The sequence below is a fragment of the Limimaricola hongkongensis DSM 17492 genome (assembly GCF_000600975.2).
GTDB lineage: Bacteria > Pseudomonadota > Alphaproteobacteria > Rhodobacterales > Rhodobacteraceae > Limimaricola > Limimaricola hongkongensis.
On sequence record NZ_KK088650.1, the window covers coordinates 481,405 to 505,291 of the forward strand.

At 68.8% G+C, this 23,887-nt stretch carries 20 protein-coding genes and 1 pseudogene; 14 read left to right on the forward strand and 7 right to left on the reverse strand.

The features are described 5' to 3' along the window. Positions 1–17: 17 nt before the first annotated feature. Positions 18–1,658 (reverse strand): glycoside hydrolase family 13 protein, encoded by a 1,641-nt coding sequence (locus LOKHON_RS06970; RefSeq protein ID WP_017928897.1) that lies wholly within the window; start codon positions 1,656–1,658, stop codon positions 18–20. Between the two features lie 152 nt (positions 1,659–1,810). Between LOKHON_RS06970 and LOKHON_RS06975 the strand changes: the two genes are divergently transcribed. Further along, on the forward strand, positions 1,811–2,974 hold the full coding sequence (locus LOKHON_RS06975) for a CaiB/BaiF CoA transferase family protein (RefSeq protein ID WP_017928898.1): 1,164 nt from the start codon (positions 1,811–1,813) through the stop codon (positions 2,972–2,974). 201 nt (positions 2,975–3,175) lie between these two features. Further along, a complete protein-coding gene (rpsD, locus tag LOKHON_RS06980) occupies positions 3,176–3,796 on the forward strand; it encodes a 30S ribosomal protein S4 (RefSeq protein ID WP_017928899.1) in 621 nt (206 codons plus the stop codon). Positions 3,797–3,863: 67 nt separating this feature from the next. Here rpsD and LOKHON_RS06985 read toward each other — a convergent pair whose 3' ends face one another. Continuing rightward, positions 3,864–4,676 (reverse strand): hypothetical protein, encoded by an 813-nt coding sequence (locus LOKHON_RS06985; protein ID WP_017928900.1) that lies wholly within the window; start codon positions 4,674–4,676, stop codon positions 3,864–3,866. Positions 4,677–4,786: 110 nt separating this feature from the next. Here LOKHON_RS06985 and hisC point away from each other — a divergent pair, with 110 nt between their 5' ends. Further along, positions 4,787–5,866, forward strand: coding sequence for a histidinol-phosphate transaminase (hisC, locus tag LOKHON_RS06990; RefSeq protein ID WP_017928901.1), 1,080 nt, complete (start codon positions 4,787–4,789; stop codon positions 5,864–5,866). Next, positions 5,863–6,807, forward strand: a complete 945-nt coding sequence (locus LOKHON_RS06995) for a prephenate/arogenate dehydrogenase family protein (protein WP_017928902.1) — start codon at positions 5,863–5,865, stop codon at positions 6,805–6,807. The genes hisC and LOKHON_RS06995 overlap by 4 nt, the downstream gene beginning before the upstream one ends. On the opposite strand, the gene LOKHON_RS07000 is transcribed toward LOKHON_RS06995, so the two are convergent. Continuing rightward, positions 6,804–7,772 carry a DUF2125 domain-containing protein gene (locus tag LOKHON_RS07000; RefSeq protein WP_017928903.1) on the reverse strand — a complete coding sequence of 323 codons (969 nt, stop codon included), beginning with the start codon at positions 7,770–7,772 and terminating at the stop codon, positions 6,804–6,806. The genes LOKHON_RS06995 and LOKHON_RS07000 overlap by 4 nt on opposite strands. 64 nt (positions 7,773–7,836) lie before the next feature. Here LOKHON_RS07000 and LOKHON_RS07005 point away from each other — a divergent pair, with 64 nt between their 5' ends. The 3 genes from LOKHON_RS07005 to LOKHON_RS07015 all read left to right on the forward strand — a co-directional run bounded on the left by LOKHON_RS07005 (position 7,837) and on the right by LOKHON_RS07015 (position 11,872). Continuing rightward, positions 7,837–8,382, forward strand: coding sequence for a gamma-glutamylcyclotransferase (locus tag LOKHON_RS07005; RefSeq protein ID WP_017928904.1), 546 nt, complete (start codon positions 7,837–7,839; stop codon positions 8,380–8,382). 106 nt (positions 8,383–8,488) lie between these two features. Beyond that, on the forward strand, positions 8,489–9,670 hold the full coding sequence (locus LOKHON_RS07010; RefSeq protein WP_017928905.1) for a hypothetical protein: 1,182 nt from the start codon (positions 8,489–8,491) through the stop codon (positions 9,668–9,670). A gap of 3 nt (positions 9,671–9,673) precedes the next feature. After that, positions 9,674–11,872, forward strand: a complete 2,199-nt coding sequence (locus LOKHON_RS07015; protein WP_017928906.1) for a peptidoglycan -binding protein — start codon at positions 9,674–9,676, stop codon at positions 11,870–11,872. Positions 11,873–11,947: 75 nt separating this feature from the next. On the opposite strand, the gene clpA is transcribed toward LOKHON_RS07015, so the two are convergent. Both clpA and gloB read right to left on the reverse strand, forming a co-directional pair. Beyond that, entirely contained in the window at positions 11,948–14,278 is a 2,331-nt protein-coding gene (gene clpA, locus LOKHON_RS07020) for an ATP-dependent Clp protease ATP-binding subunit ClpA (RefSeq protein WP_017928907.1), read from the reverse strand. Between the two features lie 202 nt (positions 14,279–14,480). Continuing rightward, a complete protein-coding gene (gloB, locus tag LOKHON_RS07025; RefSeq protein WP_017928908.1) occupies positions 14,481–15,242 on the reverse strand; it encodes a hydroxyacylglutathione hydrolase in 762 nt (253 codons plus the stop codon). A 96-nt stretch (positions 15,243–15,338) separates the two neighbouring features. Between gloB and LOKHON_RS07030 the strand changes: the two are divergent. From LOKHON_RS07030 to LOKHON_RS07060, 7 genes and pseudogenes are all read left to right on the forward strand, one after another. After that, positions 15,339–16,101, forward strand: a pseudogene (locus LOKHON_RS07030) (methyltransferase domain-containing protein). Positions 16,102–16,354: 253 nt separating this feature from the next. Beyond that, positions 16,355–16,921: a F0F1 ATP synthase subunit delta gene (locus tag LOKHON_RS07035; RefSeq protein ID WP_017928910.1), complete on the forward strand. Its 567-nt coding sequence runs from the start codon at positions 16,355–16,357 to the stop codon at positions 16,919–16,921. Then, positions 16,921–18,459, forward strand: coding sequence for a F0F1 ATP synthase subunit alpha (gene atpA / locus LOKHON_RS07040; protein WP_017928911.1), 1,539 nt, complete (start codon positions 16,921–16,923; stop codon positions 18,457–18,459). The genes LOKHON_RS07035 and atpA overlap by 1 nt, the downstream gene beginning before the upstream one ends. Positions 18,460–18,489: 30 nt before the next feature. Further along, positions 18,490–19,362, forward strand: a complete 873-nt coding sequence (locus LOKHON_RS07045) for a F0F1 ATP synthase subunit gamma (RefSeq protein WP_017928912.1) — start codon at positions 18,490–18,492, stop codon at positions 19,360–19,362. A gap of 18 nt (positions 19,363–19,380) precedes the next feature. Further along, positions 19,381–20,805: a F0F1 ATP synthase subunit beta gene (atpD, locus tag LOKHON_RS07050; protein ID WP_017928913.1), complete on the forward strand. Its 1,425-nt coding sequence runs from the start codon at positions 19,381–19,383 to the stop codon at positions 20,803–20,805. 12 nt (positions 20,806–20,817) lie between these two features. Beyond that, on the forward strand, positions 20,818–21,255 hold the full coding sequence (locus LOKHON_RS07055) for a F0F1 ATP synthase subunit epsilon (RefSeq protein WP_017928914.1): 438 nt from the start codon (positions 20,818–20,820) through the stop codon (positions 21,253–21,255). Between the two features lie 70 nt (positions 21,256–21,325). Then, positions 21,326–21,676, forward strand: a complete 351-nt coding sequence (locus LOKHON_RS07060) for an H-type lectin domain-containing protein (protein ID WP_017928915.1) — start codon at positions 21,326–21,328, stop codon at positions 21,674–21,676. A gap of 90 nt (positions 21,677–21,766) precedes the next feature. Here the strand turns inward: LOKHON_RS07060 and LOKHON_RS07065 are convergent, their stop codons facing one another. Together LOKHON_RS07065 and ettA are read right to left on the reverse strand one after the other, a co-directional pair. Then, complete coding sequence (locus LOKHON_RS07065) at positions 21,767–21,970, reverse strand: hypothetical protein (RefSeq protein WP_017928916.1); 204 nt, start codon at positions 21,968–21,970, stop codon at positions 21,767–21,769. Positions 21,971–22,157: 187 nt separating this feature from the next. Further along, the gene (ettA, locus tag LOKHON_RS07070; RefSeq protein WP_017928917.1) at positions 22,158–23,813 is read right to left on the reverse strand and encodes an energy-dependent translational throttle protein EttA; all 1,656 of its coding nucleotides are present in this window, start codon (positions 23,811–23,813) and stop codon (positions 22,158–22,160) included. Positions 23,814–23,887 lie beyond the last annotated feature (74 nt).

The following is a 23,887-nucleotide window of genomic DNA, read 5'->3' on the forward strand; positions in this document are numbered from 1 at the left end:
ACGCCCGCGCCCATCTCTTACGTTTCCAGGATCGCGACCGCCTCGAAGGGGCGCAGATCGACCCGGCCCGACAGCGCGGCCCGGCCCGGATAATTGGCGCTGATCGCCCGGCCCGCGATCGCGAGCCCCTCGGGAATGTCGACCGCCACCTCCTCTCCGGTGAAATTGGCCAGCACCGAGATCCGCGCCTCCGCGTGGCGGCGCGCATAGGCCATGACCTTCGGGTGGTCTTCGAGATAGGGGGTGAAGTCGCCCTCGCGCATCACCGCCAGTTCGCGGCGCAGCCGCGAGAGGTTCCGGTAATGGGCGATGATCCCGTCCGGGTCGGCGCGGTCGGCGGCGACGTTGATCGTGGCGTGGTTGGGGTTCACCTCGATCCACGGCGCGCCGGTGGTGAAGCCCGCATGGCGCGTCGCATCCCACTGCATCGGCGTGCGGGCGTTGTCGCGGCTGTTGGAATTGGCCCCGGCGAGAAAATCGCCCGGCGTCACCCCGGCGGCGGTCTGGATGCGGTGGAAATTCAGCGTCTCGATGTCGCGGAACTGGCTGATATCGGTGAAGGGCATGTTGGTCATGCCGATCTCCTCGCCCTGATAGATATAGGGCGTGCCCTTCATCATGTGCAGCGCGGTGGCGAGCATCTTGGCCGAGACCACGCGAAACCGCCCGTCATCGCCGTATTTCGACACCGCGCGCGGCAGGTCGTGATTGCTCCAGAACAGCGAGTTCCAGCCATCCTCGGCCAAGGCGAGCTGCCATTCGGCCAGCACCTTCTTGAGCGCCACGAGATCGAAGGGCCTGGGCTTCCACTTGCCATGCAGCTCGTCCCAGCCCTGCACGATATGGGCGAACTGGAACACCATCGACAATTCGCCCGCGTCGCGACCCGAATATTTCAGCGCGCCCTCTGGCGTCGCGCTCCATGCCTCGCCCACGGTGACGACGTCGCGGCCTTTCAGCGTGGCGTCGTGCATCTCGCGCAAAAACGGGTGCAGGTCCGGCCCGTCGGCGGTGATGCCGGCATCCGGGTCCTTGCCGATCAGGTCGATCACATCCATGCGAAAGCCCGCGACGCCGCGGTCGAGCCACCAGTTCATCATGTCGTAGATCGCGTGGCGCAGCTTTGGGTTCTGCCAGTTGAGGTCGGGCTGCTTGCGGTCGAACAGATGCAGGTAATATTGCCCCGCCACCTCGTCATAGCTCCAGGCCGGGCCGCCGAAATTCGACTGCAGGTCGTTGGGCGCGCCGCCATCCGGGGCCGGGTCGCGCCAGACGTAAAAGTCGCGATAGGGATCGTCGCGGCTTTGCCGGGCCTGCCGGAACCATGCGTGTTCGTCCGAGGAATGGTTCACCACGAGATCCATGACGATGCCGATGCCGCGCGCGCGGGCCTCGGCGATCAGCCGGTCCATGTCGGACAGCGTGCCGAATTCCGGCGCGATGTCGCGGTAATCGGCGATGTCATAGCCATTGTCGGCCATCGGGCTGCGATAGACCGGCGACAGCCAGACGAAGCCGACGCCGAGATCGGCGAGGTGGTCGAGCCGGGAGATGATGCCGGGAATGTCGCCGATGCCGTCGCCATCGCTGTCGCAAAAGCTGCGCGGATAGATCTGGTAGGCGGTGGCGGCGTGCCACCATGGGGAGGTCTGGCTCATGGGGTCGGTCCTGCGCGGGGTGGGTCGTCTTTAGCCTTGCGCCGCGCCGCGCTTGGCGCAACCCCGGTGACGGGCCCGGTGACGGGCGATCCGATTGCCGTCCGCCCGCCCGCCCGCTAGCGTGCCGCGCGCAGCCACCGGGGAGGGACGTGATGGGCAAGGCAACGACGCAGGCACCGCTGGCCGGGCTCAGGGTGGTGGAGCTGGCGCGTATTCTCGCCGGGCCATGGGCGGGGCAGGTGCTGGCCGATCTCGGTGCCGAGGTGATCAAGATCGAGGCGCCCGAGGGCGACGACACCCGCCGCTGGGGCCCGCCATGGATCGAGGTCGATGACGACCGCTCGGCCGCCTATTTCCACGCCTGCAACCGCGGCAAGAAAAGCGTCACCGCCGATTTCCGCACGCCGCAGGGGCTGGAGCTGGCCCGGTCGCTGATCAAGGGCGCCGACGTGGTGATCGAGAATTTCAAGGTCGGCGGGCTGGCGAAATACGGGCTCGATTACGACAGCCTGAAAGAGCAGAACCCGGCGCTGGTCTATTGCTCGATCACCGGCTTCGGACAGGACGGGCCCTATGCGAACCGTGCAGGCTACGATTTTCTCATCCAGGGCATGTCGGGGATCATGGATCTGACCGGCGATCCCGAGGGGCAGCCGCAGAAGATCGGCGTGGCCTTCACCGACATCTTCACCGGGCTCTATTCGGTCATCGCGATCCAGGCGGCGCTGGCGGCGCGCGAGAAAACGGGGCGGGGCCAGCATATCGACATGGCCTTGATGGATTGCGCGACCGGCGTGCTCGCCAACCAGGCGATGAACTTCTTTGCCACCGGCATCGCACCGCGCCGGCTTGGCAACGCGCATCCCAACATCGCGCCCTATCAGGTGTTCTCGGCCGCCGATGGCGACCTGATTCTCGCGGTCGGCAATGACGGGCAATTCGCCCGCGCCTGCGGCGTGCTCGGGCTCGACGGGCTGGCCGGTGACGCGCGCTTTGCCACCAATGGCGCGCGGGTCGCCAACCGCGCCGCGTTGAGCGATGCGATGGCGACCGCCTTCGCCGGGTGGCGCCGCGATGCCGTTCTCGCCGCGCTGGAGGCCGCGACGGTGCCCGCCGGGCCGATCAACCGCGTCGACCAGGTCTTCGACGACCCGCAGGTGGTGGCGCGCGGCCTGCGCATCGCCCCCGACGGCGTGCCGGGGCTGCGCAGCCCGATGCGGTTTTCCGACAGCCCTCTCGTGCTTGGCCGCCGGGCGCCGAAGCTGGGCGAGCATGGCGCGCGGGACGGTGAGGATGGCGGGCGCGGGGCGGAGTGATCCCGCAACGGGGCAGGGCGGTTGACCTCCCCCGCGCAGGCTGTATAAGCCGCCCGTCCCGGGGCCTTGCGCGCCGGGGTTTTCATTGGTGTTGGCGGACCCCGCAAGGGGATCCCTGTCGGGAGGCGGCGCAGGCCGTCCCAGAGGACAACGCCCTTCGAGACATGGCCCCCCGCAAGGGCCGAGAGAAGGAGATCAGCCGTGACCAAGCGCACCGCTGCCAAGTACAAGATCGACCGCCGCATGGGCGAGAACATCTGGGGCCGTCCGAAGTCCCCGGTGAACCGCCGCGAATACGGCCCCGGCCAGCACGGCCAGCGCCGCAAGCAGAAGCTGTCGGATTTCGGCATCCAGCTGCGCGCCAAGCAGAAGCTCAAGGGCTACTATGGCGACCTGACCGAAAAGCAGTTCCGCCGCATCTTCGGTGAAGCCGAGCGCGTCAAGGGCGACACCGGCGAGAACCTGATCGGCCTGCTCGAGCGCCGCCTCGACGCCGTCGTGTACCGCGCCAAGTTCGTGCCGACCGTCTTCGCCGCCCGCCAGTTCGTGAACCACGGCCACGTCACCGTGAACGGCAAGCGCGTGAACATCCCCTCCTACCGCGTCAAGGAAGGCGACGTCATCGCCGTTCGCGACAAGTCCAAGCAGCTCGCTTCGGTCCTGGAGGCGATCCAGCTGCCCGAGCGCGACACCCCCGACTACCTCGAGGTCGACACCTCCAAGCTCACCGCGACCTTCGCGCGCGTGCCCTCGCTGGGCGACGTGCCGTACCCGGTGGTGATGGAGCCCAACCTCGTCGTCGAATTCTACGCCAAGAACTGATCCGAACAACGGATCGAGGGACGTCCGGGCCGCGCGGGAAACCGCGCGGCCCTTTCTTGTTCCCGGCTCAGGCTTCGAGCCGCCCCAGCCGGCGTCTCTGCGCCCAGTCGCCCAGCGCGGCAAAGCGCGCGGCGGTGCCTTCGGGCAGGTCGAATTGCGGCAGGTCGGCGATCAGGTCCCAGAATCGCCGCTCGGCTTCGGGGCCCTGCGCCATCGCCTCGCGCGCCATCCGCACCAGCGCCTCGGGCAGCCGCCGCTGCGGCCAGCCATGGCTGTAGTAAAGCGCGAAGGGGGCCGAGTTCAGCCCCGCCACTACCTCGGCCAGCCGTCCGAAGAGCGGCGTCACGTCGGCCCCCTCGGGCAGGCTGTGCAAAAGCGCGGCAAAGCTGCGGCCCTGCTGCACTGTCTGCACCGTTGACAGGATGAAGCTCACCGCTAGCGTCAGCACCACCATGCCGTTGACGCCCGCCAGCACCTCCACCGCGTTCCACAAGGTGCCGCCGGGCCGGGTGATCGCGCCGCCCAGCGTCGAGAGCAGGTGCCCGGCATGGGCGGCGGCGTCCCAGAACCCCGCCTGCGCCGCCGATTGCGTCAGCACCACCGCATCGCGCGGCGCCGACAGGAACACATGCGTCCAGCCCAGCGCGGTGCCCAATATCCAGAAACCGGCGACCGTGCACATCACGATCACCCCGCTGATCCGGGCCAGCACGCGGGCCGGGCGGTGCCGGGTGATGTGCCGCAGCAGCGCGAAGACGCCGCGCGCGATCCGGTCGGACAGGATCACCCGCGGCGCCGCGCCGATGGTCGCGAGCAGGAAATCGACCGAAACGACCGCGAGGATCGCGACGCCGGCAACGAGATGCAGCGGCTGTTCCATTCCGGGACACATAGCGGCGCCGCGCGTCCGGGCGAGGGGTGCGGCGCGCTTGCCGCTGGAAACCGGGTGCGCCCCCGGCTATGGAGGCCGGGGTCCGAAGGAGCGCAGACATGAGCATTACCCCGCAGCCCGGCATCATGGACATCGCCCTCTATGTGGGCGGGCAGAGCAGGCTGGAGGGTCACGCCGACCCTCTCAAGCTGTCGTCGAACGAAAACCCCTACGGGCCGAGCCCGCGCGCCATGGCCGCGCTGGAGCGGTCGGCGGCGATGCTGCATCGCTACCCCTCGACCGATCATGCCGAGCTGCGCGCCGCCATCGCCGAGATCCACGGGCTCGATGCCGAGCGCATCGTCTGCGGCGTCGGCTCCGACGAGGTGCTGCAATTCCTCGCGCAGTGCTATGCCGGGCCCGGCGACGAGGTGATCCACACCGAGCACGGCTTTGCCATGTACCCGATTCTCGCGCGGGCCGCCGGCGCCACGCCGGTCGAGGTGCGCGAACGCGACCGGGTGGTCGACGTGGACGCGATCCTCGCCGCCTGCACCGATCGCACGCGGCTGATCTATCTCACCAATCCGGGCAACCCGACCGGCACGATGATTCCGCTGTCGGAGGTCGAGCGGCTGGCCGGGGCGATCCCGGATCACGTCATCCTCGTGCTCGACGGCGCCTATGTGGAGTTCACCGAAGGCTATGATGGCGGGGCGTCCCTGGTCGAGAGCCGCGAGAACGTGGTGATGACGCGCACCTTCTCCAAGATCCACGGTCTTGGCGGGCTGCGCATCGGCTGGGGCTACGGGCCGCGCGCGATCATCGACGTGCTCAACCGGGTGCGCCAGCCCTTCAACCTGTCCAACAGCCAGCTTGCGGCCGCCGAGGCCGCGATCCGCGACACCGGGTTCACCGCGCATTGCCAGAGCGAGAACGCGCGGTTGCGCGTCTGGCTGCGCGACGAGATCCTGGCCTTGGGCATCGGCTGCGACGAAAGTCACGCCAATTACGTGCTGGCGCGCTTTGCTGACGAGGCCGAGGCCATGGCCTGCGACGCGGCGCTGCGCGAAGCGGGCATTCTCGTGCGGCGGGTGGGGGGCTATGGCTTTCCCGAAGCGCTGCGCATCACCGTCGGCGACGAGGCGGGCTGTGCCCGCGTGATCGAGGCCATCAGCCGTTTCAAGGCCGCGGCATGAGCGCGCCGGTCTACGATCGCGTCGCGCTGATCGGGCTGGGCCTCATCGCCTCGTCGATGGCGCATGCGATGCGGCGCGCCGGTCTCGCGGGCGAGATCACCGGCCATGCCCGCTCCGCCGAGACGCGGCGGATCGCGGCCGAGATCGGCCTCGTCGACCGGGTCTGCGCCACCGCCGCCGAGGCGGCGGAGGGTGCCGATCTGGTGGTGCTCTGCGTGCCGGTGGGCGCGATGGGGGCGGTGGCCGAGGAGATCGCGCCGGTGCTGGCGCCCGGCGCCACGGTGTCGGATGTCGGCTCGGTCAAGAAGGCGGTGATCGAGGCGGTGGCCCCGCATATCCCCGAGGGCGTGCATTTCATCCCCGCCCATCCGCTGGCGGGGACCGAGCATTCGGGCCCGCGTTCGGGCTTTGCCGAGCTGTTCGACAATCGCTGGTGCCTGATCGTGCCCGCCACGCCCGGGACCGACGACGCCGCGACGGCGCGTCTGTCGGCGCTGTGGGAGGGCATGGGCGCGCATGTCGACGTGATGGACGCCGATCACCACGATCTCGTGCTTGCCGTGACCAGCCACACGCCGCATCTCATTGCCTATACGATGGTCGGCGTGGCCGATGATCTGCGCCGCGTGACCGACAGCGAGGTGATCAAGTATTCCGCCGCCGGTTTCCGCGATTTCACCCGTATCGCCGCGTCGGACCCGACCATGTGGCGCGACGTGTTCCTCACCAACAAGGAGGCGACGCTGGAGATCCTCGGCCGCTTCACCGAGGAACTGTTCGCGTTGCAGCGCGCGATCCGCACCGGCGACGGCGATCACCTGCATGAGTACTTCACCCGCACCCGCGCGATCCGCCGCGGCATCATCGAGGCGGGGCAGGACACCGCGGCGCCGGATTTCGGCCGCGGCGCCACCCGGGCCGGGCGCGAGGGCCGCGGCTAGCGCAGCCGCGGCGCCGCCCCGAGCGGGATGAAGCCAAGCCGCATCTCGCCGCCCGCGAAGGTGATCGGCGCGGTGAGCACGCCGTCTTGCGCCATGCCGTCCAGCGCGCCGCGCAAGAGCGAGGAGGTCGCGATCGGCGCGCCCGCCTGCGCCGCGACGTCGAGCAGCGCCTCCCAGCCGGCGATCTCGAAGGTCAGCTCGCCCTCGGGCGCGCCGTCCGGGCCGATCTCGAGCTGGCCGCGGCCCGTCGCCTGCACCGGGCCCCAGTCGATCGACATTTCGTGCAGATCGACCCGCTCGACCGCCGCCGAGCCGCCCGACAGCGCCAGCGGCGCGTCGAGCCCGAGATCGGCGTCGAAGGTCAGCGCCCCGATTTCGGGCGGCAGCGTGCCGGCGGGATCCCACGCCGCGCGCCACGCCTCGGGCAGGGCGATGCCCGCCGCCTTGGCATAGGCGTCGTAGCCATGCACCGCCGCGCCCTCGCGCAGCGCCGCGATCAGGCTGTCCACCCGCGTCTGCCATCCCAGCGAGGAGGCGATGACGAGATCGCCGGCCTCGGCGGTGAATTCGGTCACGGGCAGCGTGTCGCCGATCCGCACCGCGGCGGAGGCGCGCGGCCCGGTCACGGTGACGTCGAGATCCTGCCCGGGCACCGAGACGCGGTGCGTCTCGTCCGCTGCGACGATGAACCGGTTGGGCTGGTAGCTTTGCGCCACGACCCGCATCCGCGGGCTCTGCCAGCCAAACACGCCGTCGGGCGACACCAGGTCGAGATCGCGCAGGTCGAGGTCGAAGCGATAGGGAAACCCGCCGGTGCCCTCCGTGTCGTAATCGACCTGCCAGCCCGCCGCGCGCAGCTCCTGCGTCAGATCGGCCAGCCGCGCATCGGCGGTGCGGCTGCCCCAGATCCACCAGCCGCCGAAGGCCAGCGCCACAAGCGCCACGAAAATGAGAAGAAATCGCATGAATGGAGGCCCTTTCGCCCGGTCAGGATCGGGTATTTACAGGGGCGGAGCTAGGAGGGCCAGCATGACCGACCAGACCGCGCTTTGGGTATTCGGCTACGGATCGCTTCTGTGGAACCCCGGTTTCACGCCAGAGGAGGTGGTGGTGGCCCGTCTCGATGGCTGGCACCGCAGCTTTTGCATGTCGTCGATCCATCACCGCGGCTCGCCGGAGGTGCCGGGGCTCGTGCTCGCGCTCGACCGGGCGCCGGGATCGGTCTGCACCGGTCTGGCGCTGCGCGCGCCCGAGGCCGAGCGCGACCGCGTGATCGCCATGCTGCGCGAACGCGAGCTGGTCTCGTCGGCCTATCTCGAAACGCACCAGCCGCTCGCGCTCACCGACGGGCGGGTGGTCGAGGCGCTGACCTACGTGATCGATCCCGGCCATGAACAATATGTCGCGCTCGATCTCGAAACGCAGGCGCGGCGCATCGCGGGTGCGGTCGGCGGGCGCGGGCCGAACGACGAATATCTCTTCAACACCGCCGCGCATCTGACCGAAATGGGCGTGCACGACCCCGATCTCGACTGGCTGGTCGAGCGGGTGGCGACGCTGAAATCGGGCGGTTGAGAGGCGGCGGCGCCACAGCCCGGCCCCGCGCCGCGAAAGGCCATTGGCCACCCGGCCCCGCGATCCCTATGATTCGAGCGTTGCAACCACGAGGACACCGCCCCGCATGAGGCAGCCACAGGCGAAACCGCATTTCACCCAGCCGGTCCGGCAGATCCTGTCGATGCTGGTGGCGCTGGGGCTGGTCGGGGCCGGTCTGGTGCTGGGCCAGAACGTGCTGCGCGGCATCTTCCTGTCGAACCCGTGGCTCAACAGCGCGATCTCGGCGTTTTTCGTGCTCGGCGTGCTGGCCTGCTTCTGGCAGGTGATCGCGCTGATCCGCTCGGTCGGCTGGATCGAATCCTTCGTCCGCACGCCCAAGACCACCGGTCCGGCGCCGGGGCTCCTGCTGCCGCTGGCGACGCTGTTGCGCTCGCGCGGGGCAAGGATGCAGATTTCGCCCGACAGCGCGCGCTCGATCCTCGAATCGGTGGGCCAGCGGATCGACGAGGAGCGCGAGATCACGCGCTACCTCTCCAACACGCTGATCTTTCTCGGCCTGCTCGGCACGTTCTACGGGCTTGCCACCACCGTGCCCGCGCTGGTCGAGACGATCCGCTCGCTCAACCCCGGCGCGGATGAAAGCGGCACCGCCATCTTCGGGCGGCTGCAACAGGGGCTGGAGGCACAGCTCGGCGGCATGGGCACGGCGTTCTCGTCCTCGCTTCTGGGGCTCGCGGGGTCGCTGGTCGTGGGTCTTCTGGAGCTGTTCGCCACGCATGGTCAGAACCGGTTCTACCGCGAGCTGGAGGAGTGGCTGTCGACCATCACCCGGCTCGGCTATGCCTCGGGCGAGGAGCATGCGGGCGGCGGCGCCGATACCGGTCTTCTGGCGCAGATGGTGGAGCGGCTGAGCGACCGCATGGACGGGCTCGGCGAGGCGATCGGCGCCGCCGGAGAGGCCCGCCGCGAAAGCGAGGCGCGCCTCATGGCGCTGACCGACACGCTGGCGCGGCTTGCCGACCGGATGGACCCGGAGGCCGAGCGCGCCGCGCTCGACCGCATCGCCGAAGGCCAGGCGGAGGTGCATGCCGCGCTCATCCGCGCCGCCGAGGGCGGCAATGACAGCGAAACGCGGATGCGGCTGCGCAACATGGACGTGCAGCTTCTGCGCATTCTCGAAGAGATCGCCGCCGGCCGGCAGGAGATGCTGGCCGAGCTGCGCACCGACCTGTCGGGGCTGAGCCGGGTGCTGCGCGAAAGCCACCACCCCGGAGGCCTGCGCGCCACCCGCCACACGGAGTTCTGAGCCATGGGGCTCAAGCGCCGCCACGCCAACCGCTTCCAGGCCTCGATCTGGCCCGGCTTCGTCGATGCGATGACCGGGCTTCTGCTGGTGCTGATGTTCGTGCTGACCATCTTCACCGTGGTGCAGTTCGTGCTGCGCGACACGATCACCGGGCAGGCGAGCGAGCTGGACGAGCTGGGCGAGGAGGTCGAGCGGCTGACCGGCGCGCTGGGGCTCGAACGGGCGCGGGGCGAGGATCAGCAGGCCGAGATCGGCAGCCTCGGGGCCGAGCTGGCGCAGGCCCGTGCGCGGGCCGAACAACAGTCGGGCCGGATCGAGGTGCTGACCGCCGAACGCGCGGCGCAGGCCACCGCGCTCGACACCGCGCAGGAGAAGATCACCGCCTTCGAGGCGCGGGTGGCGGGGCTTCTGGCCGACCGGGCCGAGGCGCGCGACCGGATCGCCGGGCTGCGCGAGGATCTGGAGACCGAGCGCAACCGCGCGGGCGAGGCCGAGAGCGGGCGCGACGCCGCGCGCCTCGCGCTCGGCCTCGCGCGCGAGGAGATCGACGCGCAGGCCGAAGCCGCCCGGCTCGCCGCCGCAAGGCGCGAGGCGCTGGAGGCGCTGGTGGCGGATCTGGAGGCGGGGACCGCCCAGGACGCGGAGACCATCTCCGGGCTGGAGGCCGACCGGCTGGCCGATGCCGCCGCGGCGCAGGCGCTGCGCGACCGGTTGCAGGACGCGGATGCGGAACTGTCGGCGATGACGCTGGCGCTCGAGGAAAAGCGCCGCGAGGCAGAGGAGACGCTGACGCTTCTGGCCGCTGCCGAAGCCGCGCGCGACGATCTCGACATGAAGCTCGCCGAGGCGGTGCTGGCGCGCCAGGAAAGCCAGAACGCGCTGACCCGGTCGCTGCGGGCGGGCGAGGGGCTCGACGCGCGGCTGGCCGCGGCGCTCGATCTTGCCCAAGAGACCGGGGACGATCTGGAACAGGCGCGCGCGGCGCTGGCGCAGGCCGATGCCGAGAGCGAGGATCTTTCCACCCGGCTCGCCGCCGCGCTGGCCGCACGCGAGGCGGGGGAGGCCGATCTCGCGGCGGTGCGCAAAGAGCTTTCGGCGGCGCTGGAGGCGGGCGAGACCACCGAGGCCGCGCTGCAGGAACGTCTCGCCGCCGCGATCCTCGACCGCGACGCGGCGCGCGCCGAGGCGCAGGCCGCGCGCGCCGCCGGTGCGGCGGCCGAGCGGGGCCGCGCCGATCTCGCCGACCGGCTCTCCGCCGCGCTGTCGGCGCGCGAGGCGGCGGAGACGCGCGCGCGCGCGCTGTCGCAGGACCGCAGCGAGACCGAACAGCAGCGCGCCGATCTCGAATCGCGGCTCGCGCAGGCCCTGGGCGATCTCGACGCCGCGCGGGAGCGGGCCGAAACCCAGGGCAGCGCGGCCGAGCGCCGCGCCGCGTTGCTCGCCACCGCCCGCGCCGCTCTGGCCGAGGAGGAGGACGCCTCCGCCGCGGCCCAGCGCCGCATGACGGCGCTCAACGCGCAGGTCGCGGCGCTGCGCGAGGACGTGGCCGAACTGCGCGACCTGCTGGGGCAGGCCGAGACCGAGGAGATCGTCGCCGAGGCCGAGATCGAGGATCTGGGCCGCAGGCTCAACACCGCGCTGGCCCGCGCCGCCGCCGAGGAACGCCGCCGCCGCGAGCTCGAGGAAGAGGAGCGGCGGCGTCTCGAAGAGGAAACCGCGCGGCTGGCGGCACAGGCCGAGAACCTCGAACGCTATCGTTCGGACTTCTTCGGCGAATTGCGCGGCATGCTCGAGGACGAGGAGGGCGTGCGCGTCGAGGGCGACCGCTTCGTGTTTTCCTCCGAGGTGCTGTTCGGGCAGGGCGAGGCGACCTTGTCGGAGGCGGGCAAGGACGAGATCGCCAAGGTCGCGGCGCTCTTGCGCCGGATCGGGTCGGAGATCCCGCCGGGCATCGACTGGGTGATCCGGGTCGACGGCCATACCGACGACATCCCGATCCGGGGCGGGCGCTTTGCCGACAACTGGGAGCTGAGCCAGGCGCGTGCGCTGTCGGTGGTGCGCTACATGAGCGAGGCGGAGGGCATCCCGCCCGCGCGGCTGGCGGCCAACGGGTTCGGGGAATACCAGCCGATCGACCCCGCCGACAGCCCCGAGGCGCGGGCACGCAACCGCCGGATCGAGCTGAAGCTGACCGAGCGCTGACGCCGCCATGCTGCTGAACGAAAAAGGCGCGGCCCCGAGGGGCCGCGCCTTTTCATGTGCCGTGCCGTGCCCGGTTCATTCGGCGGTGAGCAGCGGCGGGCGGTTGCCCGAAAGCCGCTTGGCGCCCGGCTCCTCGAAGGACAGCTCGATCTTGTCGTCCTTGACGCCGACCCGGACGAGGCCGCCCTTGGTCAGCTGGCCGAACAGCAGCTCCTCGGCGAGCGGCTTCTTGATGTGCTCCTGGATCACCCGGCCCAGCGGGCGGGCGCCCATCTTCTCGTCATAGCCCTTCTCGGCCAGCCATTCGCCGGCCTCGCGGGTCAGCTCGATATGAACGTTGCGGTCCATCAGCTGCGCCTCGAGCTGGAGGACGAACTTCTCGACCACCGACAGGATCGTCTCGGGCGCCAGCGGCGCGAACGAGATCACCGCGTCGAGACGGTTGCGGAACTCCGGCGTGAAGGTCCGCTCGATCGCGGCCGTGTCCTCGCCCTCGCGGCGGCCCCGGCCGAAACCGATCGCCTCCTTGGCCTGCTCGGCGGCGCCCGCGTTCGAGGTCATGATCAGGATCACGTTGCGGAAATCGACCGCCCGGCCGTTATGGTCGGTGAGCTTGCCGTGATCCATCACCTGCAGAAGGATGTTGAACACGTCCGGGTGCGCCTTCTCGATCTCGTCGAGCAAGAGCACGCAATGCGGGTGCTGGTCGACGCCGTCGGTCAGAAGCCCGCCCTGGTCGAAGCCGACATAGCCCGGCGGCGCGCCGATCAGGCGCGAGACCGCGTGCTTTTCCATGTATTCCGACATGTCGAAGCGCAGCATCTCCACGCCCAGCGTCTGGCTGAGCTGCTTGGCCACCTCGGTCTTGCCGACGCCGGTGGGGCCGGCGAAGAGATAGTTGCCGATCGGCTTTTCGGGCTCGCGCAGGCCGGCGCGGGCCAGCTTGATCGCCGAGGACAGCGCGGTGATCGCGTCGTCCTGGCCGAACACCACGCGCTTGAGCGTCGGTTCGAGATCCTTGAGCACCTCGGCATCGTCCTTGGAGACGTTCTTGGGCGGGATGCGGGCGATCTTGGCGATCACCGCCTCGATCTCCTTGGCGCCGATCGTCTTGCGCCGCTTGCTCTCGGCCACGAGATGCTGCGCCGCGCCGGCCTCGTCGATCACGTCGATCGCCTTGTCGGGCAGCTTGCGGTCGTTGATGTAGCGCGCCGACAGCTCCACCGCGCTCTTGATCGCGTCGGCGGTGTACTTGATCTGGTGGTGATCCTCGAAATAGGGCTTGAGGCCCTTGAGGATCTTCACGGCGTCATCGACCGAAGGCTCGTTCACGTCGATCTTCTGGAACCGGCGCGACAGGGCGCGGTCCTTTTCGAAGTGCTGGCGGAACTCCTTGTAGGTGGTCGATCCCATGCAGCGCAGCTTGCCGCCCTGCAGCGCGGGTTTCAGCAGGTTGGAGGCGTCCATCGCGCCGCCCGAGGTGGCGCCCGCGCCGATCACGGTGTGGATCTCGTCGATGAACAGCACCGCGTCGGGGTGGTTCTCCATCTCGGTCATCACCGCCTTCAGCCGCTCCTCGAAATCACCGCGGTAGCGGGTGCCCGCCAGCAGCGCGCCCATGTCGAGGCTGTAGATCGTGGCCTCGGACAGCACCTCGGGCACCGCGCCCTCGACGATCTTCCAGGCGAGACCCTCGGCAATGGCGGTCTTGCCGACGCCGGGATCGCCGACCAGCAGCGGGTTGTTCTTGCGGCGGCGGCACAGCACCTGGATGCAGCGCTCCACCTCGTGCTCGCGGCCGATCAGCGGGTCGACATCGCCCTTGCGCGACTTGGCGTTCAGATCGACGCAGTATTTCGCGAGCGCGCTGTCCTTTTCCTCGCTGCCGCCACCGCCGGAGGCGGTTTCGCCCTCATCGTCCTTTTCGGCGGCGCCGGTGACGGGGCGGCTTTCGCCGAAGGCGGGATCCTTGGCCTGGCCATGGGCGATGAAATTGACCGCGTCGTAGCGGGTCATGTCCTGCTCCTGCAGGAAATAGGCGGCGTTGGATTCACGCTCGGCGAAGATCGCGACGAGCACGTTGGCGCCGGTGACCTCGGTGCGGCCCGAGGATTGCACATGGATCGCGGCGCGCTGGATCACGCGCTGGAACGCGGCGGTGGGCACGGCCTCGGAGCCGTCCACGTCGGTGACGAGGGTGGAAAGATCATCCTCGATGAAATCCTCGAGCGACTTGCGCAGCTCCTCGAGATCGACGGCGCAGGCGCGCATCACGCGGGCGGCGTCGGGTTCCTCGATCAGGGCCAGCAGGAGATGCTCGAGGGTCGCGAGTTCATGGCGGCGGGCATTGGCCAGAGCCAGCGCCGCGTGGATGGACTGCTCGAGAGTTGTCGAAAAAGACGGCACGGTGATGTGCTCCTCTGATCGGGGGTCCGGGCGGGGGATGACCCCGCCATGACCGTGGCCTCTATGTTCAAAGATCGGGTTTATCCGCCGCGCTTCAAGTTAAAACTCGCAAAAACCGACATGTTGACGGTGCGACGTCACGCAGCTGTGTTCTTTGCACGGCCCGGTCTCACGAACCGTTGCCGCGACGCCGCGGAATGCGTCAGAAGCGATCTTTCCTGCCGCGGATCTCGGCAAAGACCTTGGCGGCGTCCTGCCCGTCGAATCCCATCGCGCGTTGCAGTTCGGGCGCGTCGGCGCGCAGGAACGGGTTGGTCGCGCGTTCCTCCGAGAGCCGCGACGGCACGGTCGGATGGCCCTCGGCGCGGGCGCGGGCGATGGCGGCGGCCCGGTCGCGCAGCGCCGCGTTGTCCGGTTCGATGGTGAGCGCGAAGCGCGCATTGGTCTCGGTGTATTCGTGACCCGAACAGATCAGTGTCTGGCCCGGCAGGTCGCGCAGCTTGCGCAAGCTGTCCCACATCTGCTCGGGCGTGCCCTCGAACAGCCGGCCGCAACCCATCGCCATCAGGCTGTCGGCGGTGAAGGCCATGCGCGAGCCGGGGAAGTGAAAGGCCATATGCCCCACCGTGTGGCCCGGCACGTCGATCACCTCGACCCGTTCGCCCAGCACCTCGAGCGGATCGCCGGGCGCCACCGCGAGATCGAGCGGTGGCAACCGGTGCGCATCCGCCGCCGCGCCGATCACCCGCGCGCCGTCGCGCAGCTCGGCCAGCCCGGCCACGTGGTCGTCGTGGTGATGCGTCAGCAGGATGTCCGACAGCGTCCAGCCATGCGCGTCGAGCGCGGCGCGGATCGGCGCGGCCTCGGGCGCGTCGACAAGCGCGGTGCGCCCGGTGGCGGCGTCGTGCAGCAAAAAGGCGTAGTTGTCAGAGAGGCACGCGACGGTGAGAAGTTCGAGAGGCATGGCGGCATCCGTGATTTGGTTGTTATGGTGGTCCCGGACCTAGACCGGCCTCCGCCACCGGCTCGCAAATTCTGAACCAAGGACCGCCGGCCCGCAATGCATCTGGACGTGCTCGACCTGCGCAATTTCTACTATCGCAGCGCGCTTGGCCGCGCGGCGCAGAAGGTGATCCGCGACCGGCTGGTCGAATGGTGGCCCGCCGCGCATGTACAGGGCCAGACGGTGGCGGGGTACGGCTTTGCGGTGCCGCTGCTGCGTCCCTATCTCGCCGATGCGCGGCGGGTGATCGGGCTGATGCCGGGGCCGCAGGGGGTGATGCCCTGGCCCGCGGGCCAGCCCAACGTGTCGGTGCTGTGCGAGGAGACGCTCTGGCCGCTCAGGACGGGGCAGGTCGACCGTCTGGTGCTGATGCACGGTCTGGAGACGTCGGAACACGCGACCGCGCTTTTGGAGGAGTGCTGGCGGGCGCTGGGGCCGGGGGGCCGGGCGGTGTTCGTGGTGCCGAACCGGGCCGGGCTGTGGTCGCGGTCGGACGCGACGCCGTTCGGCTATGGGCGGCCCTATTCGCTGGGTCAGCTCGAAGCGCAGCTCAAGGCGCATCGCTTCGAGACCGAGCGCGCGGTCTCGGCGCTGTACCGGCCGCCGAGCCTGCGCCGCGGCTGGCGCCGCTCGGCGGCGCTTCTGGAGAGGGCGGGGCGGCACATGCCGGTGCTCAACACCGGCGGCGTGCTGATGGTCGAGGCCACCAAGCAGGTCGCGGCCCCCCAGCCGTCCGGGGCTGACGGCGGCGGTGAAGCGGCCCTTGCGGGTGCTCGAAGGGATCGGCTCGCCGGTGCCCGAGCCGTCGCGGCGCGGCTGAGCCGGCGCCGGGTCTTCGGGCGGGCAGGGGCGCAGCCCGCGGCGCGCGGGCAAAACGTCGCACCCCCGATGGGCTTGTGACCATGGGGCAAAGCCCTGCCATCCGCCGCTTCAAGGCGGTTGCGACAGCCGGATCGCTCTGCTACATCGCCCCTGATTTTGACGGCCTTCGCCCGCGCGAGGGCCATGCAAGCTGCCCGGCCGTCGCCATGTTCCCATGGCGCGGCAGCGCCGGGCCCAAAGACTGCGGAAGGGTGGACGTGTCCGAACCAGCATCGATCTCAACCGGCATCGCTCAGCGCTATGCCACGGCCGTGTTCGACCTGGCGCGGGAGGGCGACGATCTCGCCGCCCTGACGTCGGATGTCGACGCGTTGCGCGCGGCGCTGTCCGACAGCGCGGAGTTTCGCGACCTGATCTCCTCGCCGGTCTACAGCCGCGACGATCAGGGCCGCGCGATGTCGGCGATCGCCGCCAAGATGGGGCTGACCCGGACCATGGCGAACGTGCTGGGCCTGATGGCCTCCAAGCGCCGCCTGTTCGTGCTGCCGCAGATGCTGCGCGCGCTCGACGCGCAGCTGGCCGAGGCCCGCGGCGAGGTGACCGCCGACGTGACCACCGCCAAGGCGCTGTCCGACAAGCAGAAGTCGGCGCTCGCCGCCGCGCTCAAGGAGAGCGCCGGGCGCGAGGTGAAGATCAATCAGACCGTGGATGAAAGCCTCATCGGCGGTCTCGTCGTCAAGCTGGGCTCGAAGATGATCGACACCTCGATCCGCTCGAAGCTCCAGGCACTCCAGAACACCATGAAAGAGGTCGGATAATGGCGATCCAAGCTGCGGAAATCTCCGCGATCCTGAAGGACCAGATCAAGAATTTCGGCCAGGAGGCCGAGGTCGCGGAGGTCGGTCGCGTGCTCTCCGTCGGTGACGGCATCGCCCGTGTCCACGGTCTCGACAACGTCCAGGCCGGCGAGATGGTCGAATTCCCCGGTGGCATCCAGGGCATGGCGCTCAACCTCGAGAGCGACAATGTCGGCTGCGTGATCTTCGGCTCCGACCGCGACATCAAGGAAGGTGACGTCGTCAAGCGCACCAACTCGATCGTGGACGTGCCCGCCGGCATGGGGCTTCTGGGCCGCGTCGTGGACGGCCTTGGCAACCCGCTCGACGGCAAGGGCCCGATCGAGGGCGCCGAGCGCCGCGTCGCCGACGTCAAGGCGCCGGGCATCATCCCGCGCAAATCGGTGCACGAGCCGATGCCGACCGGCCTGAAGTCGATCGACGCCATGATCCCGATCGGCCGCGGCCAGCGCGAGCTGATCATCGGCGACCGCCAGACCGGCAAGACCGCCGTGGCGCTCGACGCCGTGCTCAACCAGAAGACCTATAACGATGCCGCCGGCGACGACGAGAGCAAGAAGCTCTACTGCGTCTACGTCGCGATCGGCCAGAAGCGCTCCACCGTGGCGCAGCTGGTGAAGAAGCTCGAAGAGACCGGCGCGATCGAATATTCGGTCGTCGTGGCCGCCACCGCCTCGGACCCCGCGCCGATGCAGTTCCTCGCGCCCTATGCCGCGACCGCCATGGCCGAGTATTTCCGCGACAACGGCAAGCACGCGCTCATCATCTATGATGACCTGTCCAAGCAGGCCGTGTCGTATCGCCAGATGTCGCTGCTGCTGCGCCGCCCGCCGGGCCGCGAAGCCTATCCGGGCGACGTGTTCTATCTCCACTCGCGCCTGCTGGAGCGGTCGGCCAAGCTCAACGAGGATCACGGCGCCGGTTCGCTGACCGCGCTGCCGATCATCGAAACCCAGGGCGGCGACGTGTCGGCCTTCATCCCGACCAACGTGATCTCGATCACCGACGGCCAGATCTTCCTCGAGACGGAACTGTTCTACCAGGGCATCCGCCCGGCGGTGAACACCGGTCTCTCGGTGAGCCGCGTGGGCTCCTCGGCCCAGACCAACGCGATGAAGTCGGTCGCCGGCCCGGTGAAGCTCGAGCTCGCGCAGTACCGCGAGATGGCCGCCTTCGCGCAGTTCGGCTCCGACCTCGACGCCTCGACCCAGCAGCTGCTGAACCGTGGCGCGCGCCTGACCGAGCTGATGAAGCAGCCGCAGTATTCGCCGCTGACCAACGCCGAGATCGTCTGCGTGATCTTCGCGGGCACCCAAGGGTACCTCGACAAGATCGCCGTCAAGGATGTCGGCCGTTTCGAACAGGGCCTGCTGAAGCACCTGCGCAGCAATGACCGCGAGCTGCTGGACTGGATCACCACCGAGGATCCGAAGATCAAGGGCGACGCGGAAGCACGTATCCGCAAGGCGATCGATGCGTTCGCCAAGGACTTCGCCTGAAACCAGCCACGGACTTAGGGAGGCTGGCCGATGCCTAGTCTGAAGGACCTCAAGAACCGGATCGCGTCGGTCAAATCGACCCGCAAGATCACCAAGGCGATGCAGATGGTCGCGGCGGCAAAGCTCCGCCGCGCCCAGGATGCCGCCGAAGCGGCGCGCCCCTATGCCGAACGGTTCGACGCCGTGATGGCCGGGCTCGCCTCCTCCGTGGGCGGCTCCGACGGGGCGCCCAAGCTCCTTGCCGGGACCGGCAAGGAGGACGTGCACCTGCTCGTCGTCATGACCGCCGAGCGCGGGCTCTGCGGCGGCTTCAACGGCTCGATCGTGCGCAAGGCGCGGATCCGCGCCAGCGAGCTGATCGCGCAGGGCAAGACGGTGAAGATCCTCACCGTCGGCAAGAAGGGCCGCGAGATGCTGCGCCGCGATTACGGTCAGCACTTCGTCGGCCATGTCGATCTCAGCGAGGTCAAGCGCGTCGGTTACGCCAACGCGCAGGACATCGCCCGCGACGTGCTCGACCGCTTTGCGGCGGACGAGTTCGACGTGGCGACGATCTACTATGCGCGGTTCCAGAACGTGATCACCCAGATCCCGACCGAGCAGCAGATCATCCCGGCCAAGTTCGAGGGCGGGGACGAGGCCGACACGGCGCTCTACGACTACGAGCCCGGCGAAGAGGAGATCCTCGCGGATCTGCTGCCGCGCGGCGTGGCGACGCAGATCTTCGCCGCCCTGCTGGAAAACGGCGCCTCCGAACAGGGCGCCCGGATGAGCGCGATGGACAACGCGACCCGCAACGCGGGCGAGATGATCGACAAGCTGACGATCGAGTACAACCGCTCGCGCCAGGCCGTCATCACCAACGAGCTGATCGAAATCATTTCGGGCGCCGAGGCGCTCTAAGAGAACCGGAGAAACGACATGGCTAACGCAACAGGCAAGGTCACCCAGGTGATCGGCGCCGTCGTGGACGTGCAGTTCGGGGATCACCTGCCGGAGATCCTCAACGCGCTGACCACCGAAAACAACGGCAAGACGCTGGTTCTCGAAGTGGCCCAGCACCTTGGCGAGAACACCGTGCGCACCATCGCGATGGACGCGACCGAGGGTCTCGTGCGCGGCGCCCCCGTGACCGACAGCGGCAAGCCGATCTCGGTGCCGGTCGGCAACGCGACGCTGGGCCGCATCCTCAACGTCATCGGCGAGCCGATCGACGAAAAGGGCCCGGTCGAGACCACCGAGACCCGTCCGATCCACGCCGAGGCCCCGACCTTCGCCGAGCAGTCGACCTCGTCCGAGATCCTCGTCACCGGCATCAAGGTCATCGACCTGCTGGCCCCCTATGCCAAGGGCGGCAAGATCGGCCTGTTCGGCGGCGCCGGGGTGGGCAAGACCGTGCTCATCATGGAGCTGATCAACAACATCGCCAAGGTGCACTCGGGCTACTCCGTGTTCGCCGGCGTGGGCGAGCGGACCCGTGAGGGCAACGACCTCTACCACGAGATGATCGAATCCAACGTCATCAAGCCCGACGCGCTGGGTGAGAGCCAAGTGGCTCTGGTCTATGGCCAGATGAACGAGCCGCCGGGTGCGCGTGCCCGCGTCGCGCTGACTGGACTGACGCTGGCCGAGCAGTTCCGCGACCAGTCCGGCACCGACGTGCTGTTCTTCGTCGACAACATCTTCCGCTTCACCCAGGCGGGCTCCGAGGTGTCGGCGCTTCTGGGCCGCATTCCTTCGGCCGTGGGCTACCAGCCGACGCTGGCGACCGACATGGGCGCGCTGCAGGAGCGGATCACCTCGACCAAGAACGGCTCGATCACCTCGGTGCAGGCGATCTACGTTCCGGCCGACGACCTCACCGACCCGGCGCCGGCGACCTCGTTCGCCCACCTCGACGCCACCACCGTGCTCAACCGCGCGATCTCCGAGCTCGGCATCTACCCGGCCGTGGACCCGCTCGACTCGACCTCGCGCCTGATGGACCCCGCGGTCGTGGGCGAAGAGCACTACCAGGTGGCGCGCGACGTGCAGGGCATCCTGCAGCGCTACAAGTCGCTTCAGGACATCATCGCGATTCTCGGCATGGACGAGCTTAGCGAAGAGGACAAGCTGACCGTGGCCCGCGCCCGGAAGATCCAGCGTTTCCTGTCGCAGCCCTTCGACGTGGCGAAGGTCTTCACCGGTTCGGACGGCGTGCAGGTGCCGCTCGACGTGACCATCGCCTCGTTCAAGGCGGTCGTCGCGGGCGAGTACGACCACCTGCCGGAATCGGCCTTCTACATGGTCGGCGGCATCGACGAGGTGAAGGCCAAGGCCGAGAAAATGGCCGCCGCCGCGGCCTGATAGGAGGGCTTCATGGCCGACACGCTGCAATTCGACCTGGTCAGCCCGGAACGGAAGCTTGCTTCCGTTTCGGCGACCGAGGTGCGCATTCCGGGCACCGATGGTGACCTGACGGCGATGGCGGGCCACACGCCCACCATCACCACCCTGCGTCCCGGCCTCTTGCAGGTCGTGCATCAGGGCGGGACCGACGACTACGTGATCTCCGGCGGTTTCGCCGAGATCGGCCCCGACAACGTCTCCGTTCTGGCCGAGCGCGCGCTGCCGCGCGGCGAGGTCACGCAGGAGGTCTATGAGGGCATGGTCGAGGAATTCGCCGCCGCGCATCGCGACGCGAAGGCGAAGTTCGAGAACGAGCCGGGCCCGGTGGACGACACCGCCAAGCTTCTGGCGGACATGGTCGCGATCGGCACGCATATCGGGCTCGACCCGAAGCAGCCGAACTTCTGATCAAACCGCGCATCGAACGACGAAGACCCCGCCCCGGCGGGGTCTTTTCGTATGGGGGGAGGCAAATCACATGGCGCGCTACATGCAGGGCGGCTTCGGGATCGATCAGGGCGAGCTGATTCCGTTCGACGATTTCGAGACCGGCGGCTCGATGTGGACCGGCGCGGGCGCGCGCGAGCTGCGCCGGCGCGTCGATTTCAACCTGGCGTTTTCGCAGCCGCCGCTGGTGCAGCTCGGCGTGACGATGTGGGATGTCTCGAACGCGGCGTCGATGCGGCTCGACGTGCGGGCCGAGGAGATCGCGCGCACCGGCTTCGTGCTGCGCACGCATACGTGGAGCGACAGCCGAATCGCCCGGATCCGTGTCGCGTGGACGGCGTTCGGCGCCTGCTACGACGATGAAAGATGGGATATCGATTGACGCGAAGGGGCGGTGGCGGCCTCTGCGGTCGAAGGGGCCGTGGCGGCCCCGGCGGTCTTTCAGCGCGCGGAGGGACGCCGCGCCGGATGGTCAGGCGAGATGCCGGATCGGCCCCGCATGGCGCACCGCGCGGCTCAGCGGCATGATGATGGCGGTGAACATCAACGCCGCCACCGGACCCGAGGCGATCCAGATGGCCAGCCCCGCAAGAAGCGGAAGATTGCCGAACCCGACGAGGAACACCGCGGCGATGAAGCCGAGCATGCTTCCGGCGAGGATGAAGATCGTGCCCATTCCTGCGTCTCCTGTGCTATCCTGTATAGGTTGCAGGGCAATCAGGCAGGAATATGACCTGCCGCGGGCATTATAGCTCAAATCATCGCGTTCGGGCATGGCGCTCATGCGCAGGCCGAAGAGGCGGCCCGGTTCGGGCGCCCCCTCATGCGGGACGGGCGGAGCCATGGCCCCGCCCGCCGCCATGTCAGCGCGTGAACTTCTTGAACTTGACCCGCTTGGGTTCCACAGCGTCGGGGCCGAGGCGGCGCTTCTTGTCCTCTTCGTAATCCTCGAAGTTGCCCTGGAACCACTCGACATGCGCCTCGCCCTCGAAGGCGAGGATGTGGGTGCAGATCCGGTCGAGGAAGAAGCGGTCGTGGGAGATCACCACCGCGCAGCCCGCGAAATCGACCAGCGCGTCTTCGAGCGCGCGCAGGGTTTCGACGTCGAGATCGTTGGTCGGCTCGTCGAGCAGCAGCACGTTGCCGCCATCCTTCAGAAGCCGCGCCATGTGGACGCGGTTGCGCTCACCGCCCGACAGCAGGCTGACCTTCTTCTGCTGGTCGCCGCCCTTGAAGTTGAACGCGCCGCAATAGGCGCGCGAGTTCATCGAGGCGTCGCCCAGCTCGATCACCTCGGCGCCGCCCGAGATCGCTTCCCAGACGGTGGCGCCCGGGTCGAGATCGTCGCGGCTCTGGTCGACATAGGACAGCTTCACGGTGTCGCCGAACTCGATTCGCCCCTCGTCGGGCTGTTCCTGACCGGTGAGCATCTTGAACAGGGTCGACTTGCCGGCGCCGTTCGGACCGATCACGCCGACGATGCCGCCCGGCGGCAGCGAGAATTCCAGATCCTCGATCAAGAGCTTGTCGCCCATCGCCTTCTTCAGGCCCTCGACCTCGATCACCTTGCCGCCGAGACGCGGGCCGTTCGGGATGACGATCTGCGCCTTGCCGACGCGCTCGCGCTCGGACTGGCTCGCCAGCTCCTCATAGGCCGCGATCCGGGCCTTGGACTTGGCCTGGCGCGCCTTCTGGCCCTGCCGCATCCATTCCAGCTCGCGCTGCAGCGTGTTCTGCTTGGACTTGTCCTCGCGGGCCTCCTGCTCGAGCCGCTTGGCCTTCTGCTCCAGCCAGCTCGAATAGTTGCCCTCGTAGGGAATGCCGCGGCCACGATCGAGCTCGAGGATCCAGCCGGTGATGTCGTCGAGGAAATAGCGGTCGTGGGTCACGACGAGAATCGTGCCCTTGTACTCGATCAGGTGGTTTTGCAGCCACGCGATCGTCTCGGCGTCGAGATGGTTGGTCGGCTCGTCGAGGAGCAGCATGTCGGGGGCTTCGAGCAGCAGCTTGCACAGCGCCACGCGGCGCGCCTCGCCGCCCGACAGGGTGGTGACGTCGGCGTCGTCCGGCGGGCAGCGCAGCGCCTCCATCGCGACGTCGATCTGCGCGTCGAGATCCCACAGGTTCTGGGCGTCGATGTCGTCCTGAAGCTGGGCCATCTCCTCGGCGGTCTCGTCCGAGTAGTTCATGGCCAGCTCGTTGTAACGCTCGAGCACGGCCTTCTTGGCGGCGACGCCTTCCATGACGTTCTCGCGGACGGTCTTGGTCTCGTCGAGCTTGGGCTCCTGGGGCAGGTAGCCGACGCGGGCGCCCTCGGCGGCCCAGGCCTCGCCCTGGAAATCCTTGTCGAGCCCGGCCATGATCTTGAGCAGGGTGGATTTACCGGCGCCGTTGACCCCGACCACGCCGATCTTCACCCCGGGCAGGAAGTTCAGCCGGATGTTCTCGAAGGTCTTCTTGCCGCCGGGATAGGTCTTGGAGACGCCATCCATGTGATAGACGTACTGGTAGCTGGCCATCGGGGAACTCCTGTCTGCGATCGGCCCTCCTCATACGCGCGCAGGCGCGGCGTAGCAATCGGGCGCGCGCGGAA

Coding starts and splice junctions, on each gene's coding strand:
- LOKHON_RS06970 (WP_017928897.1), bottom strand. CDS start 1,658: ATGAGCCAGACCTCCCCATGGTGGCACGCCGCCACCGCCTACCAGATC.
- LOKHON_RS06975 (WP_017928898.1), top strand. CDS start 1,811: ATGGGCAAGGCAACGACGCAGGCACCGCTGGCCGGGCTCAGGGTGGTG.
- LOKHON_RS06985 (WP_017928900.1), bottom strand. CDS start 4,676: ATGGAACAGCCGCTGCATCTCGTTGCCGGCGTCGCGATCCTCGCGGTC.
- hisC (WP_017928901.1), top strand. CDS start 4,787: ATGAGCATTACCCCGCAGCCCGGCATCATGGACATCGCCCTCTATGTG.
- LOKHON_RS06995 (WP_017928902.1), top strand. CDS start 5,863: ATGAGCGCGCCGGTCTACGATCGCGTCGCGCTGATCGGGCTGGGCCTC.
- LOKHON_RS07000 (WP_017928903.1), bottom strand. CDS start 7,772: ATGCGATTTCTTCTCATTTTCGTGGCGCTTGTGGCGCTGGCCTTCGGC.
- LOKHON_RS07005 (WP_017928904.1), top strand. CDS start 7,837: ATGACCGACCAGACCGCGCTTTGGGTATTCGGCTACGGATCGCTTCTG.
- LOKHON_RS07010 (WP_017928905.1), top strand. CDS start 8,489: ATGAGGCAGCCACAGGCGAAACCGCATTTCACCCAGCCGGTCCGGCAG.
- LOKHON_RS07015 (WP_017928906.1), top strand. CDS start 9,674: ATGGGGCTCAAGCGCCGCCACGCCAACCGCTTCCAGGCCTCGATCTGG.
- gloB (WP_017928908.1), bottom strand. CDS start 15,242: ATGCCTCTCGAACTTCTCACCGTCGCGTGCCTCTCTGACAACTACGCC.
- atpA (WP_017928911.1), top strand. CDS start 16,921: ATGGCGATCCAAGCTGCGGAAATCTCCGCGATCCTGAAGGACCAGATC.
- LOKHON_RS07045 (WP_017928912.1), top strand. CDS start 18,490: ATGCCTAGTCTGAAGGACCTCAAGAACCGGATCGCGTCGGTCAAATCG.
- atpD (WP_017928913.1), top strand. CDS start 19,381: ATGGCTAACGCAACAGGCAAGGTCACCCAGGTGATCGGCGCCGTCGTG.
- LOKHON_RS07055 (WP_017928914.1), top strand. CDS start 20,818: ATGGCCGACACGCTGCAATTCGACCTGGTCAGCCCGGAACGGAAGCTT.
- LOKHON_RS07060 (WP_017928915.1), top strand. CDS start 21,326: ATGGCGCGCTACATGCAGGGCGGCTTCGGGATCGATCAGGGCGAGCTG.
- LOKHON_RS07065 (WP_017928916.1), bottom strand. CDS start 21,970: ATGGGCACGATCTTCATCCTCGCCGGAAGCATGCTCGGCTTCATCGCC.
- ettA (WP_017928917.1), bottom strand. CDS start 23,813: ATGGCCAGCTACCAGTACGTCTATCACATGGATGGCGTCTCCAAGACC.